Raw genomic sequence first — 14,279 nt, 5'->3', positions numbered from 1 at the left:
AAAAACTGGTTAAAAATACAGTTACTGGATGAGAAAACAGTGTGTACAGACACACAGCCAGCACCGACCCAACATGAAGGAGTCAGTATGCTTGAAAGTCCCAAACTCACCGCCCGCCAACAGCAAATTCTGGATCTGATCCAGGGCGCCATCGCGCGCACCGGCGCTCCCCCCACGCGGGCGGAAATCGCCACCGAGCTGGGCTTCAAGTCTGCCAACGCGGCCGAAGAGCATTTGCAGGCACTGGCCCGAAAGGGCGTGATTGAGCTGGTCAGCGGCACCTCTCGCGGCATCCGCCTCAAGGGCGATGTGCTGCGCTCCATGCAAGAGTCGCGCATGAAGCAGTTTGCCCTGCCCCTGCCCGGCTTGGCCCAGCTGGCCTTGCCCCTGATTGGCCGTGTGGCTGCAGGCTCGCCCATCTTGGCGCAAGAGCATGTGGACCGGACCTACTACGTCGAAAACAGTCTGTTCCAGCGCCAGCCCGACTACCTGCTCAAAGTACGTGGCATGTCCATGCGCGACGCCGGCATCATGGACGGCGACCTGTTAGCCGTGCAAGCCACCAAAGATGCCAAGAATGGGCAGATCGTCGTGGCCCGCCTGGGTGAAGAAGTCACGGTGAAGCGCTTTCGTCGCAACAAGCACCTGATCGAGCTGCACCCCGAAAACCCCGATTACCAAACCATCGTGGTCGAGCCCGGTGAGCCCTTTGAGATCGAAGGCTTGGCCGTCGGCCTGATTCGTAACACCATGTTGATGTAACGCAGACAGAAAGCCCCCACAATGAACACCACCCTCGTGATGAAACCCGACTTTCTGGCCCCCCTGCGCCAACTCTTGGCCTGGCTGTTGCCTGCTCCCTCGCGCCAGTTGCCCAGCTACACAGCGCCGCGGCCAGCCGAGCGCCGCGTTGCTCCTAATTTTGTAGTGCCTCGCGCAGACTCTACGGGGGCTAGAGGCATAAATGTGCACCAACCCAAGCCTTTGCGCGTGGTTCGCGTCATGGAAAGCGGGCAGCCCCACTCCGATGTGGGCCGCATGGTGATCTCGGGCCGCATGGCCGATGTCTGCGCCGAGCTGGACCGCCTCGCAGCCTGCGAAACCGCCTGAACACCGCGCAACGATTCCAGCAAGGGCGGATAGTGAAAATGCCCCTGCCGACGAGGCACAATGGGGCGCATGAACATTGTGATTCTGGATGACTATCAGGACGCCGTACGCAAACTCCAATGCTCGGCAAAATTAGAGGCCTACCCCGCCAAGGTTTACACCAACACCGTCAAGGGCATAGGCCAGCTGTCGATCCGGCTCAAAGATGCTGATGTGATCGTGCTGATCAGAGAGCGCACCCAGATCACGCGCTCCCTGATCGAAAAACTTCCCAAACTGAAGCTGATCGCCCAGACCGGGCGTGCCGGCTCCCATATCGACGTACAAGCCTGCACTGAGCGTGGCATTGCGGTGGCCGAAGGCGTGGGCTCACCCATCGCTCCTGCCGAGCTGACCTGGGCCTTGGTGTTGGCCGCCATGCGCAGGCTGCCCCATTACATCGGTAACCTCAAGCACGGCGCCTGGCAGCAGTCCGGCTTGAAGGCCGGTTCCATGCCCGCCAACTTTGGCCTCGGCAATGTGCTCAAAGGCAAAACTCTGGGCATCTGGGGCTACGGCCGCATTGGCCAGCTCATTGCGGGCTATGGCAAGGCGTTCGGCATGCAGGTACTTGTCTGGGGCAGCGAAGCCTCGCGCGACAAGGCCACCCAGGACGGCTATACCGCCGCGGCCGACCGACAGACGTTCTTCTCAGAGAGCGATGTACTCACCCTGCACCTGCGCCTGAGCGACAGCACACGAGGTTTGGTCACTGCGGCCGATTTGGCCTGCATGAAAAGCACCTCTTTGCTGGTCAACACCTCGCGGGCCGAGCTCATTGAGACCGATGCGCTGATTGGAGGCCTGAACCGTGGGCGCCCGGGCATGGCAGCGATTGACGTGTTCGAGACCGAGCCGATTTTGCAGGGCCACGCCCTGTTGCGCCTGGAAAACTGCATTTGCACCCCGCACATCGGCTATGTGGAGCAGGACAGCTACGAGATGTATTTTGGTGCGGCGTTTGACAACGTGGTCAACTTCATCAAGGGCACGCCCTCCAATATCATCAACCCCGGCTCCCTGCAAGTGCGCCGCTAAAGCGTGGCACTACGGCACCTGCGCTTGCTTCAGGGGCGCGTGTCGGGAGGCGGCGTCACCGATACGTCAGGCGCATCAAACTCGATCAGGTTGTGTGGCGCTGGCGTTTCGAGGTCGGATATCTCAAAGTCCACCTCCATGGGCGCCGCTGCCACGGGGGCCGCATCGGTTTCAGAGGCCTCTGTCACGGCAGCTTTGGCCGCGCTGAACGGCATCATGGCGCTCTCCGACACCTCCGACAAGCGCGTAAGCACCGCATGCAACAGCAGCAGTTCGCGGAAAGCCTCGAGGTCGAAATTGACTACGGCGGCGGCATTCGCCTCGCGCACCATGCATTTCTCAATGAACTCCAGCGCCGCCTTGCTGGGCCACAGCGACGCGATGTGGCCACACAGCTCCGGGTAGGCGTCCAGGCCCCGGCCAGGCTGGCTGAATTGGGCGTAGACCGGCACCTGGCCGGTGAACAAAGCGTTGAATTCGTCCCGGTAGCGGTCAAACGCCTCTTTGCGGCTCAGCGTGTGCAGTGCCTTCAGCAGGTCCAGGTAGACCAGCGGGTTGGACTCTGCGTTGTCGTGGATGCTGTTTTCCAGCAGGGCAATCGCGTCGTCGTACTGCCCCAGCGTCATGAAGAACTCGGCCTGCTGGCGCACATCCAACACCTCCTGGGTGTTGATAGAGCGCAAGCTCCCCGACATGCTGGAATGAAAATCGCGCAGGCCCGTCATCCGCGAAGGGGGCCTGTCGCTAGCCGGTAGGCGCGACATGGGGCCTGACCGGCTGATCGGGGCGACTGCGGACGGCAACATATCGTCCAGGTACAAATCAATGTCGACCGAGGCCAGTGCCTGGACCACGGGTGCCCGTGGCTGGGTGCGCAATTCGGGCCGCTTGTGTGGCTCTTGCTGGGTCGCAGGCAGGGGCCCGGTATTCACGCTGACCGCGGCAGACTCATGGACAGAAGCGGGTTCCTCCTGCTCAACAGCATCACCACGCCACCAAGGGGCGCCCGCATCGGCATTGCGCCAACGGCGCCAGCCCCACAGCAGTAGCCCCGCCAATGCCAGCAGCGCCACCACCAGGCCATAGACCAGGGGGTTGGCATATTTTTGTGCGTCGGCTTTTTCCAGCCGTGCCAGCAGCGTTTGCATCTGGCGCTGGTTTTGTGCCGTCAGGTCACTGAGCTTTTGCACGTTTTGCTCCAGCCCCTGCAGCCGCGCCGCGTCGTGCATCACCTCTTCAGGCGTCAGGTTCAGCGAACGCCACAGCGCCGCGGCGGCCATGCGCTTGTCGACATCTTCCGTGGGCGCGCTGATCAGGTCTGGGGATGATTTGAGGTTCGGGTCCCAGTCTTGCGACAGGTCCAGCGGGGCCAGCTTCAGGCGAGCGCGGGAACTACCAGACAACTTGGGGGTCGGCACCGCAGCATAAGCGGCGGGTGTGCCAAGCTTGGCAGACTCGGTGGTCACGCGGGGTGCAGTGGCCGCCTTGCCAGACTTGGAGCCATTGCCCGCATTCGCCGGTTTGGCATCGGGCGCAACGGCCGCTACGGGCGGCACAGCGGCAGGCACACTGGGCCGTATCGGCGTAGCCACAGCCACAGGGGGCGCCAGCTCCGACACTAGGTCAGCCAGCAACACGTATTTTCGAGAGGCCTTTACCCCGCATGCGGACCGCACATACAGGGTCACCACAGGCTCGTCCACGGGCAGGCGTGAGGCAATTCGCAGCACTATGGGCTGCCCGCTGCCGGGCGTATCAGCCGTCACCGTCACGCGGCTGGAGTCTTGCCGGTTCTCGCCGTAGTAAACATCGGCCTCAAAGCACAAGCCAGTGCTGTCTTCGTCGGCTGCGAACTGCACGGGCACGGTCAGTTCCAGCGGCTGGCCCAGGATGGCAGCTCCACGCGCACGGCCCAGCGTCAAGGCGCTGCTCCCCATTGCGGCGCATAGCAGCACCACCCCCGCAACGCTTGTTTTCACTTTAAAGACCGGCTTCATTGATAAGAACAATTCTCGCATATCCCATTGGGGGCTAAAGCTATCGTTTGGGCGACAACAGAGGGGGTTTCTTGGCGGTCACAGCCAGATAATTGCCCCATGAACCCACACTTTCTTCACATCGGCATTGTTGGCGCGGGCGCCATGGGGCGCGGTATTGCGCAAATCGCGTCACAGGCCGGCAGCACCGTGCTGCTGTTTGACCTGAACCCCGAGGCTGCCCACGCAGCCAGGCAGCAATTGCACACGCAATGGCAAATCCTTGCTACCAAGCAGCGTATCCGTCCCGAGGACGTCGACACGTTCACCGCGCGCATTCAGGTAGCCACCCAACTGCAAGACTTGGCGCACTGCCAGTTGGTGGTGGAAGCTGTGGTCGAGCGGCTGGACGTAAAAACCCAGCTGCTGCAAGCACTGGAGGCGTGCACAGCATCCTCTACCGTACTGGCCAGTAACACCTCGTCCCTCTCGATCACCGCGCTGGCTGCTGGGCTGCAGCGGCCAGCGCAACTGGCAGGCTTTCATTTCTTCAACCCCGTTCCGCTGATGAAAGTGGTGGAGGTCATTCCCGGTATCAGGACAGCCCCCGCCGTGGCGCAGGCTCTGCAGCAATACGCCAAAGACCTGGGCCACGCCCCCGTGCTGGTGCAAGACACCCCGGGCTTTATCGTCAACCACGCAGGCCGTGGCTATGGCACCGAGGCGCTGCGCATTGCCTCCGAAGGCGTGGCCGACTTTGCCACCATCGACCGCATTCTGCGCGACCAGGTCGGCTTCAAGCTGGGGCCGTTTGAACTGATGGATCTGACGGGACTGGATGTGTCGCACCCCGTGATGGAGTCCATCTACCACCAGTACTACGAGGAACCACGCTACCGCCCCAGCGTGATCACCGCACAGCGCCTGGCCGGAGGATTGACGGGCCGCAAGGCCGGTGAAGGCTTCTACTCTTACACCGATGACAAGGCCACCGTACCTGCGGAACCACATGTGCCCGTGGTGGACGAGATGCCCCCCGTGTGGCTGTCGCCCCGTGCATCGCGCCGCATGGAGCTGCTGATGCTGCTGAAGAACCTGGGCGCGAAGATCGAGACCGGGCAATCCCCCTCACCTATCGCGCTGACGTTGGTGGCGCCGCTGGGCTTTGACATCACCACCGTGGCCGTGGTGGAGCGACTGGACCCGGCGCGCACGGTGGGCATCGACATGCTGCTGGATGACGCGACCACCAAACGCCGCGTGCTGGCCACCAACCCAGCTACGCGCACCGACATGCGCGATGCGGCCCACGCGCTGTTTGCACGCGATGGCAAGGCCGTGAGCGTGGTGCGCGATAGCGGTGGGTTTGTCACCCAGCGCGTGGTGGCCAACATCGTCAACATCGCCACCGACATGTGCCAGCAAGGCATTTGCAGCCCGAAAGATCTGGAGACAGCGGTCACGCTGGGGCTGGGCTACCCCATGGGCCCGTTGGCGCTGGGCAATCTGTGTGGCCCCACCAATGTGCTGGAAGTGCTGTTCAACATGCAAACCGTGTATGGCGACACACGCTACCGCCCCAGCCCGTGGCTGCGCCGCCGCGGCGCCATTGGCCTGAGCCTGCTGCACGAAGAAGAGTAGACACGGCACCAGACGCACTGGTGACAACCCCCGGTACCTTGCGCGGTCCCGGGGGTGACAATGTGAGCGCTATTTCCCTTCAGCAAGTCACACAAAAGACAGGCCATGGACGAACCCATTCTTACCATTGATGAACGCACTGCGATCAACGCAGGACGCTGGTTTTCATCCCTCTCACCTTCCCTCAAACACGACATTCTTCGATGCGCCTACGTCAAACGTTACAAAGACGGCGAGCTGATTGCAGCGCGCGGCGAACCGCCCGAGGAGTGGATTGCCTGCGCCCGCGGCGCGGTGCGGGTGAGCTCCACCTCCATCTCGGGCAAGCAGATCACGCTGACCTATGTGGAACCGGGCATCTGGTTTGGCGACGTAGCGATTTTCGACGGGGACCGTCGCACCCACGATGCCTATGCACACGGGGACACCACCATCCTCTGCGTAGCCAAGGCGGATTTCCGAAAAATTCTGGCCAACCATGTAGAGCTGTACGAAGCCATGCTGCGCCTGCATGCGCGGCGCATTCGCCAGCTCTACGGCTTGGTGGAAGACCTCAACACCCTGCCCTTGCGTGCGCGGCTGGCCAAGCAACTGTTGCATCTGGTGCGCAGTTACGGCGTGCCCTCGCTCAGCGATGGCAGCGAGGTGCGCATTGGCCTGCAGTTGGCGCAGGAAGAACTGGCACAGCTGCTGGGCGCGTCACGTCAGCGTGTGAATCAGGAACTCAAAGCCATGGAGCGCGAGGAGGTGATTCGCATCGAGCCGGGTGGCTTGGTGATACGCGACCGCGCGGCGCTGATGCACATCATTGACGCCGACGTCTGATTCTTTTTGGCCTTCCATCTCCCATCACTGCATGAGCGACTTTGACCACTTTGTAGGCACCCGTTCCGTCTCGGACCAACACGCGTTTGACCTGGCCGCGCTGGACGCCTGGCTGCAAAGCCACCTGCCCGGCTATGCCGGCCCGCTAGCAGTGGAGATGTTCAAGGGTGGGCAGTCCAACCCCACCTACAAACTCAATACACCAGGCAAGAGCTATGTGATGCGCGCCAAGCCGGGCCCTGTGGCCAAGCTGCTGCCATCGGCCCATGCGGTGGAACGCGAGTTTGCAGTCATGCAGGGGCTGCACGGCACTGGTGTGCCGGTGCCGCAGATGCACTGCCTGTGTGAAGACGAATCCATCATCGGCCGCGCCTTCTACGTCATGGAATTCATGCAAGGCCGTGTGCTGTGGGACCAGTCGCTGCCGGGCATGAACCAGCAGGAGCGCGGTGCCATTTACAACGAGATGAACCGCGTAATCTCGGCCCTGCACACCGTGAAGTTTTCCGAACGCGGCTTGGCTGGCTACGGCAAGCCTGGCAACTACTTCGAGCGGCAAATTGGACGCTGGAGCAAACAGTACGTCGCCTCCATCACCCAACCCATCCCCGAGATGGACCACCTGATGGAATGGCTACCCAAGAACATCCCCACCATGGCGCGCGACGACAGCATGGTCAGTATCGTGCATGGCGATTACCGGCTGGACAACCTGATGTTTGACAGCAGCGAGGCCAAGGTGCGCGCGGTGTTGGACTGGGAACTCTCCACGCTGGGCCACCCGCTGGCCGACTTCAGCTACCACTGCATGGCCTGGCACATTCCACCGGGCGCCTTCCGTGGCATTGGCGGTCTGGACTTTGCGGCATTGGGCATTCCCTTTGAGGACGACTACATCCGCATGTACTGCGACCGCACCGGCCTGGCCGAACCCGCGCAGCTCAAGACGGACTGGAACTTCTACATGGCCTACAACATGTTCCGCATCGCGGCCATCTTGCAAGGCATCGCCAAGCGCGTGGAAACCGGTACCGCGTCCAGCGCCCAGGCCGTCAGCTCGGCCGCTGGTGCACGCCCCTTGGCCCAGATGGCCTGGAAGTTTGCCCGCCAGGCTTGATCCATTTACGCCCCCAACACGCTACTGCCCGCAATCCCCACCGGAGACCCCATGGATTTTGACTACTCCCCCAAGACCAAAGACTTGCAAGCCCGTCTGCTCAAGTTCATGGCCGAGCACATCTACCCCAATGAGGCGGCGTACCACGAAGAGATCACCGCCAACACGGCCGCCGGCAAGCGCTGGACCCCGCTGCAGACCATTGAGAACCTTAAGCCCAAGGCCCAAGCCGCGGGTCTATGGAATTTGTTTTTGCCCGTGGACAGCGCAGAAGCTTCGGGCTACCACGGCGCCGGTTTGACGAACCAGGAATACGCGCCGCTGGCCGAAATCATGGGCCGCGTGATGTGGTCCAGCGAAGTGTTCAACTGCTCGGCGCCCGACACCGGCAACATGGAAACCATCGCCCGCTACGGCTCGGCCGAGAACAAGGCACGCTGGCTCAAGCCGCTGCTCGAAGGCAAGATCCGCTCGGCTTTCGCGATGACCGAACCCGATGTGGCCTCCAGCGACGCGACCAACATCGAGACCCGCATCGAACGCCAGGGCGACGAGTACGTGATCAATGGCAGTAAGTGGTGGATCTCCGGCGCTGGCGACCCCCGCTGCTCGGTCTACATCACCATGGGCAAGACCGATCCTGAGGCGCCCCGCCATTCGCAGCAAAGCATGGTGCTGGTACCCGCTGACGCGAAGGGCATTACCGTGGTGCGCCCGCTCACGGTGTTTGGCTACGACGACGCACCACACGGCCACATGGAAATGCGGTTCGAGAACGTGCGCGTCCCCGTCGACAACATCCTGCTCGGTGAAGGCCGCGGCTTCGAGATTGCCCAAGGCCGCCTCGGCCCTGGCCGTATTCACCACTGCATGCGTCTGATCGGTCTGGCCGAGCGTGCGCTCGAGCTGATGTGCAAGCGCGCTTCTAGCCGTGTGGCGTTTGGCAAACCGATTGCAGCGCAAACCGTGACGCAAGAGCGCATTGCCGAAGCCCGCTGCAAGATCGACATGGCGCGCCTGCTCACCCTCAAAGCCGCCTGGATGATGGACATGGCTGGCAACAAGTTCGCCAAAAATGAAATTGCCATGATCAAGGTCGTGGCCCCCAGCATGGCCTGCCAGGTCATCGACTGGGCCATGCAGGTGCACGGCGGCGGCGGCATGTCCGACGACTTCCCGCTGGCCTACAGCTACACCCAGGCCCGCACGCTGCGCTTTGCCGACGGCCCGGACGAAGTGCACCGCAATGCTATTGCCAAACTGGAACTCGGCAAATACGCCCTGAACCCCAAGCCCGTAGAGATGCCCATCACCCGGGGCTGCTAAAAAAAAGCAAAAAAGAGCAAGTGCCAAAAACACTTGCTCTTTTTTTGATAGCTACTCGCGCAATATCTACAGGGGCTAGAGGCCTATTTCGCCTAAAAGCGCAGGCTGCAGGGCTACCAGGGCGCCTGCGGCAAACCAGACCACAGCTCGTTCAAATCTGCAAACCGCCACTTGGCCGGGTCTTCGCGGCTGGCAATTTTTTCGGTGCCACCGGGGCGGGACAGATCGACTACCTCCGGCACGATGCGCATGTTCGACTTGGTGGAGAAGAACACCTTCACGCACGGCGTGGTGAGCGACTTGGTGGTCTGCTCCACCACCACACCCAAGCGCCCCGAGCTCAGCTGCACCAGCGAGCCGATGGGATAAATACCCAGGCTCTTCACAAAGGCCTGAAACACCTTGCCATCGAAATGCCCATTGGACCACTCCGCCATTTTGCGCAGTGACTCTGCCGGGTCCCAGCCCGTCTTGTAGGGTCGGTTCGAGGTGATGGCGTCGTACACATCACACACTGCCCCCATCTTGGCGAACAGGCTGATCTCGTCACCTTTCAGCCCATTGGGGTAGCCGGAACCATCGTTTTTTTCGTGGTGGTGCAAGCACACCTCCAGCACCATGGGGTCCACATCCTTACCACCCAGCAGCAGACGGTAGCCCTCTTCGGGGTGGGTCTTGATGATGGAAAACTCGGCATCGGTCAGTTTGCCTGGCTTATTGAGTACATCCATGGGCATGGTCGCCTTGCCCAAGTCATGCATCAGGCCTGCCAGGCCTGCAGAACGGGTTTGCGCTTCGTCCAAGCCCAGTTGCTTGGCCAGTGCCACCATCATGGCGCACACCGCCACCGAGTGCATGTAGGTGTAATCGTCCGCGGTCTTGAGTCGGGCCAGGCTAATCAGGGCGCCGGGGTTGCGGGTCACCGAATCGGTAATCTCCTCCACCATCTGCATAGCGCCACCGGCGTCCACGGTCCTGCCCATCCGGGCCTCCTGAAACATGGAAATCACTGCTTGTTTGGATTGGTGGCAGATTTTTGCTGCCCGCTGAATCTCGACATCCACCGAGACAGGCGCAACCTCGCGCTGGGATGACACCGCTTGGCGCAGCTCGGCCTCCACTTGCTCTTCCGATTCGGATTCGGTCATCGCAGATTGCCCAGCCGGAACATCCAGGCCCCTGCTGCTGTCAATCCAGATTTCCTTGATGCTGCTGGCCAGAATGGTCTTGATGTCTTTCGGATCGGTGATCACGAAGCCGGTACGCCAGAAGGGGTGCTCCATCCAGGAGCCACAGAACTCCTTGAGGTGCATGCCAACGGTGAGCTGTTCTACGCCAATTTTTTTAAGCATGGAGGTCCGCGGATTCACCAACGATCGTGAGGGCGTCATTCAGGCGCTTCGTTGCGCTGGAACCAGTATAGAGGCCCTATGCGCTCGAGCACAGCATGGTTTGCCCTCTAGTGCAGATGCCGCGGTTTCCGGCCACCACCGTGGCCACCACCCAAACCGCCGCCGGAGCCGCGTGGGGGTTTGCCAATTTCCAGCGAGTTCACCAGATCGTCGAAACGCTGGGCGAACAGCTTGTCCACTTCAGCCACCACACCGCCCAACTCCGCACCGTCGAAATGGCGCTCCATCATGTTGACGACATCCTGCACCAGCAAGTCGCGTTGCACCTGCATGATGGCCGCAGGATTGGGCCCCACAAACAGCACGACAAAGTCATCACGGGACTGCGAGCCGGTGGGGCCTTCTTCCTCATCAAACTCGGTGTCGTAGAAAGTGATCTCTATCGACGCACCCGCACTGGCCAGTTCGTTGAGGTTCATGCAAACCTCGTCCAGCGTCTGGCGGAAGTCTTCGTCACCCGCCACGGTCCAGCACATCTGCAGCACGTGGTCGTGCGCGTCGAGCTGGATACCGGGTTCGTCTTCGTAGCTGCTCTTGGCGCCATCGGCCAAGGACTTGGCACCCGCATATTTCCACAAGGGCTTCAACGCGTCCTGCAGATTCAAAAATGTCACATCATCTCGCAGCGGCACTTGGCCGTGCACGTGAATTTCGAAGGGGGCGTTGTAGTTTGGCATAGGAGTAGATTGATTGGTGCCCGAGACCGGAATCGAACCGGTACGCCCGTTATTCACGAAGCGGCGGATTTTAAATCCGATGTGTCTACCTATTTCACCACTCGGGCACGTGCGCCTATTGTCAAACAAAAAGGCCCCGTCAACCGAAGTCGACGAGGCGTTTTAAGCCAGATAAATCTGGAGGCGCGGTCCGGAGTCGAACCGGACTAACCGGATTTGCAATCCGGGGCATAACCGCTTTGCTACCGCGCCACTTTGAATAAAAAAATGGAAGTCAAGACTTCCATTTTTTGAATTGGAGCGGGAAAAGAGGTTCGAACTCTCGACCTATACCTTGGCAAGGTATCGCTCTACCAACTGAGCTATTCCCGCATGAAACTAACGCTGCACTGAAACCGAGGCTCCAGTACGAAATTGGAGCGGGAAAAGAGGTTCGAACTCTCGACCTATACCTTGGCAAGGTATCGCTCTACCAACTGAGCTATTCCCGCGTTTCAAGCCTCAAATTATAGCCTACTTTTTGAGTCCAAGTCCACTCAAACTCAAAAAGTGTCAGCACTTAGTGTTTGACCGAATCATCCAATTGCACGGCAGGCGCAATGGCCGCCACGGCGGTCGCAGGCAGCGCCTCTTCATCCGTCAGCGGAATGGGATGGCTCTCCAACGCCAACTCCAGCACCTGGTCGATCCAACGCACAGGCACGATCTCGAGGCCGTTCTTCACGTTCTCGGGAATGTCCTGCAGGTCCTTGGCATTTTGTTCGGGAATCAACACCGTTTTGATACCGCCACGCAGCGCCGCCAACAGTTTCTCCTTGAGCCCACCGATCTCGGTGATCTCGCCACGCAGGGTAATTTCACCGGTCATGGCCACGTCACCACGTACAGGAATGCCTGTGAGTGCTGACACAAAGGCAGTGGCCATAGCCGCACCTGCACTCGGACCATCTTTGGGCGTTGCGCCATCAGGCACGTGGATGTGGATGTCTTTCTTCTCAAACACCTCGTCCTTGATACCCAGCCGACGCGAGCGGCTGCGCACCACCGTGCGCGCGGCTTCCACAGACTCTTTCATCACATCGCCCAGCGAACCAGTGCGGGTGATGATGCCTTTGCCAGGGGTCAGCGCTGCTTCGATGGTCAGCAAATCACCGCCCACCTCGGTCCACGCCAAACCAACCACTTGGCCGACCTGGTTTTGCTCTTCTGCACGGCCATAGGTGTACTTGCGCACGCCCAAGAAGTCGTTCAGGTTGTCCACGGTGACTTGCACCTGGCCTTCCATCTTCTTCAGCAGCAGACCCTTGACCACCTTGCGGCAAATCTTGGACAGCTCGCGTTCCAGCGAACGCACGCCAGCTTCCCGCGTGTAGTAGCGCACGATGTCGCGCACTGCGCCTTCAGAGATGGACAACTCCGTGGCCTTCACGCCATTGTTCTTCATCTGCTTGGGCAGCAGGTAGGTGATGGCGATGTTGGTCTTTTCGTCTTCGGTGTAACCCGACAGGCGAATCACCTCCATGCGGTCCAGCAGGGCCGGTGGAATGTTCATCGAATTGCTGGTTGCAACGAACATCACGTCGCTCAAGTCATAGTCCACTTCCACATAGTGGTCACCAAACTTGTGGTTTTGCTCAGGGTCCAGCACCTCCAACAGCGCGCTGCTGGGGTCGCCACGGAAGTCCGTGCCGAGCTTGTCGATTTCATCCAGCAGGAACAACGGGTTGCGCGTGCCGACCTTGGACAGGCTTTGCAGTACCTTGCCCGGCATCGCACCAATGTAGGTACGGCGGTGGCCGCGAATCTCGGCCTCGTCCCGCATGCCACCCAAGGCCATGCGCACGTACTTGCGGCCCGTGGCTTTGGCGATGGACTGACCCAGCGAGGTCTTACCCACACCAGGGGGGCCCACCAGGCACAGGATGGGCGCCTTCACCTTGTCCACGCGCTGTTGCACTGCAAGATATTCCAGGATGCGGTCCTTAACCTTGTCCAAGCCATAGTGGTCTTCGTTCAGCACGTTTTCGGCATTCACCAGGTTGTGCTTGATCTTGGTCTTGGCGGTCCAAGGCAAACCTGTGAGGACTTCGATGTAGTTGCGCACCACTGTGGCTTCGGCCGACATGGGCGACATGAGCTTGAGCTTCTTGAGTTCCGCCTCGGCCTTCTTTAAGGCCTCCTTGGGCATCTTGGCGGCCTTGATCTTCTTCTCGATCTCTTCAATATCGGCACCGTCTTCGCCTTCGCCCAGTTCTTTCTGGATGGCCTTGACCTGCTCGTTCAGGTAGAAGTCGCGCTGATTCTTCTCCATCTGGCGCTTCACGCGACCACGGATCTTCTTGTCTACATTCAGGATGTCGACTTCACGTTCGATCTGCTCGAACAGGTTTTCCAGACGGTCTTTGACTTCAGGCAGGCTCAGCACGGCCTGCTTGCTGTCCAGCTTCAATGGCAGGTGGGCCGCGATGGTGTCGGCCAAGCGGCCAGCATCGTCAATGCTGGAAATCGAGGTCAGGATTTCAGGAGGAATCTTCTTGTTCAGTTTGACGTACTGGTCAAACTGCTGCATGACCGCGCGGCGCAGGGCTTCCACTTCGCTGGCAACCTTGCGGGCCTTGTCACTGGTGTCATCGGGAATTTCGATGGGTGTCACATTGGCCGTGAAATGCTGCTCGCCTTCCACGATTTCATTGACGCGCGCGCGCTGGTGGCCTTCCACCAGCACCTTCACGGTGCCATCGGGCAGCTTGAGCATTTGCAGGATGGTGGACACGCAGCCCACATCAAACATGTCCGAGACCACAGGGTCGTCTTTGGCGGCGGCCTTCTGGGCCACGAGCATGATGCGGCGCTCGGCCTCCATGGCGGCTTCGAGGGCCTTGATGCTCTTGGGACGCCCCACGAACAGTGGAATCACCATGTGGGGAAAAACAACCACATCGCGCAATGGCAACAGTGGCAAATCAAGGGGGGTAGCAGGCAGCGGTGTGTGGCCAGACATGGGGAACCTTTTTGTTACCTGTTGAATATGGACCGGGATGCCTGAATTTCAAGCTCACTGCCATTATCAGCAGCAGATTGGGACAGTAGTTCCGGTGAACCTGCCCAAAAACCATGC

The 14,279-nt window shown here is 60.4% G+C and carries 11 protein-coding genes and 4 tRNA genes; 7 read left to right on the top strand and 8 right to left on the bottom strand.

Translation table 11 applies throughout. From position 1 onward, the window contains the following. The first annotated feature begins 87 nt into the window (after positions 1–87). From lexA to J2X15_RS01170, 3 genes are all read left to right on the top strand, one after another. The gene (gene lexA, locus J2X15_RS01180; RefSeq protein WP_310338623.1) at positions 88–762 is read left to right on the top strand and encodes a transcriptional repressor LexA; all 675 of its coding nucleotides are present in this window, start codon (positions 88–90) and stop codon (positions 760–762) included. A 21-nt stretch (positions 763–783) separates the two neighbouring features. Continuing rightward, positions 784–1,110 (top strand): hypothetical protein, encoded by a 327-nt coding sequence (locus J2X15_RS01175; RefSeq protein WP_310338621.1) that lies wholly within the window; start codon positions 784–786, stop codon positions 1,108–1,110. Between the two features lie 69 nt (positions 1,111–1,179). Continuing rightward, positions 1,180–2,187: a D-2-hydroxyacid dehydrogenase family protein gene (locus J2X15_RS01170; protein WP_310338619.1), complete on the top strand. Its 1,008-nt coding sequence runs from the start codon at positions 1,180–1,182 to the stop codon at positions 2,185–2,187. Between the two features lie 29 nt (positions 2,188–2,216). Here J2X15_RS01170 and J2X15_RS01165 read toward each other — a convergent pair whose 3' ends face one another. After that, positions 2,217–4,166 carry a type IV pilus assembly protein FimV gene (locus tag J2X15_RS01165; protein WP_310338617.1) on the bottom strand — a complete coding sequence of 650 codons (1,950 nt, stop codon included), beginning with the start codon at positions 4,164–4,166 and terminating at the stop codon, positions 2,217–2,219. Positions 4,167–4,283: 117 nt separating this feature from the next. On the opposite strand from J2X15_RS01165, the gene J2X15_RS01160 reads away from it, so the two are divergent. The 4 genes from J2X15_RS01160 (at position 4,284) to J2X15_RS01145 (ending at position 9,072) form a co-directional block, all read left to right on the top strand. Next, on the top strand, positions 4,284–5,804 hold the full coding sequence (locus J2X15_RS01160) for a 3-hydroxyacyl-CoA dehydrogenase (RefSeq protein ID WP_310338616.1): 1,521 nt from the start codon (positions 4,284–4,286) through the stop codon (positions 5,802–5,804). Positions 5,805–5,909: 105 nt separating this feature from the next. After that, a complete protein-coding gene (locus J2X15_RS01155; RefSeq protein WP_310338614.1) occupies positions 5,910–6,629 on the top strand; it encodes a Crp/Fnr family transcriptional regulator in 720 nt (239 codons plus the stop codon). A 31-nt stretch (positions 6,630–6,660) separates the two neighbouring features. Further along, positions 6,661–7,746 (top strand): phosphotransferase family protein, encoded by a 1,086-nt coding sequence (locus J2X15_RS01150; protein ID WP_310338611.1) that lies wholly within the window; start codon positions 6,661–6,663, stop codon positions 7,744–7,746. 51 nt (positions 7,747–7,797) lie between these two features. Beyond that, a complete protein-coding gene (locus tag J2X15_RS01145; RefSeq protein ID WP_310338609.1) occupies positions 7,798–9,072 on the top strand; it encodes an acyl-CoA dehydrogenase family protein in 1,275 nt (424 codons plus the stop codon). Positions 9,073–9,185: 113 nt separating this feature from the next. Here J2X15_RS01145 and J2X15_RS01140 read toward each other — a convergent pair whose 3' ends face one another. The 7 genes from J2X15_RS01140 to lon all read right to left on the bottom strand — a co-directional run bounded on the left by J2X15_RS01140 (position 9,186) and on the right by lon (position 14,162). Then, positions 9,186–10,424 carry a cyclic di-GMP phosphodiesterase gene (locus J2X15_RS01140; RefSeq protein ID WP_310338607.1) on the bottom strand — a complete coding sequence of 413 codons (1,239 nt, stop codon included), beginning with the start codon at positions 10,422–10,424 and terminating at the stop codon, positions 9,186–9,188. 107 nt (positions 10,425–10,531) lie between these two features. Continuing rightward, positions 10,532–11,161 (bottom strand): DUF6806 family protein, encoded by a 630-nt coding sequence (locus J2X15_RS01135; protein ID WP_310338603.1) that lies wholly within the window; start codon positions 11,159–11,161, stop codon positions 10,532–10,534. A 14-nt stretch (positions 11,162–11,175) separates the two neighbouring features. Continuing rightward, a tRNA-Leu gene (locus tag J2X15_RS01130) sits at positions 11,176–11,268 on the bottom strand. Between the two features lie 71 nt (positions 11,269–11,339). After that, positions 11,340–11,413, bottom strand: a tRNA-Cys gene (locus J2X15_RS01125). A gap of 44 nt (positions 11,414–11,457) precedes the next feature. Further along, positions 11,458–11,533, bottom strand: a tRNA-Gly gene (locus J2X15_RS01120). Between the two features lie 43 nt (positions 11,534–11,576). Continuing rightward, positions 11,577–11,652 (bottom strand) — tRNA-Gly (locus tag J2X15_RS01115). Positions 11,653–11,720: 68 nt separating this feature from the next. Then, positions 11,721–14,162: an endopeptidase La gene (lon, locus tag J2X15_RS01110; protein ID WP_310338601.1), complete on the bottom strand. Its 2,442-nt coding sequence runs from the start codon at positions 14,160–14,162 to the stop codon at positions 11,721–11,723. Between the last annotated feature and the right edge of the window lie 117 nt (positions 14,163–14,279).

The sequence above is a fragment of the Rhodoferax saidenbachensis genome, from assembly GCF_031457975.1.
GTDB classification, from domain to species: domain Bacteria; phylum Pseudomonadota; class Gammaproteobacteria; order Burkholderiales; family Burkholderiaceae_C; genus Allorhodoferax; species Allorhodoferax saidenbachensis_A.
This window is presented reverse-complemented; position numbering and strand designations above follow the sequence as displayed.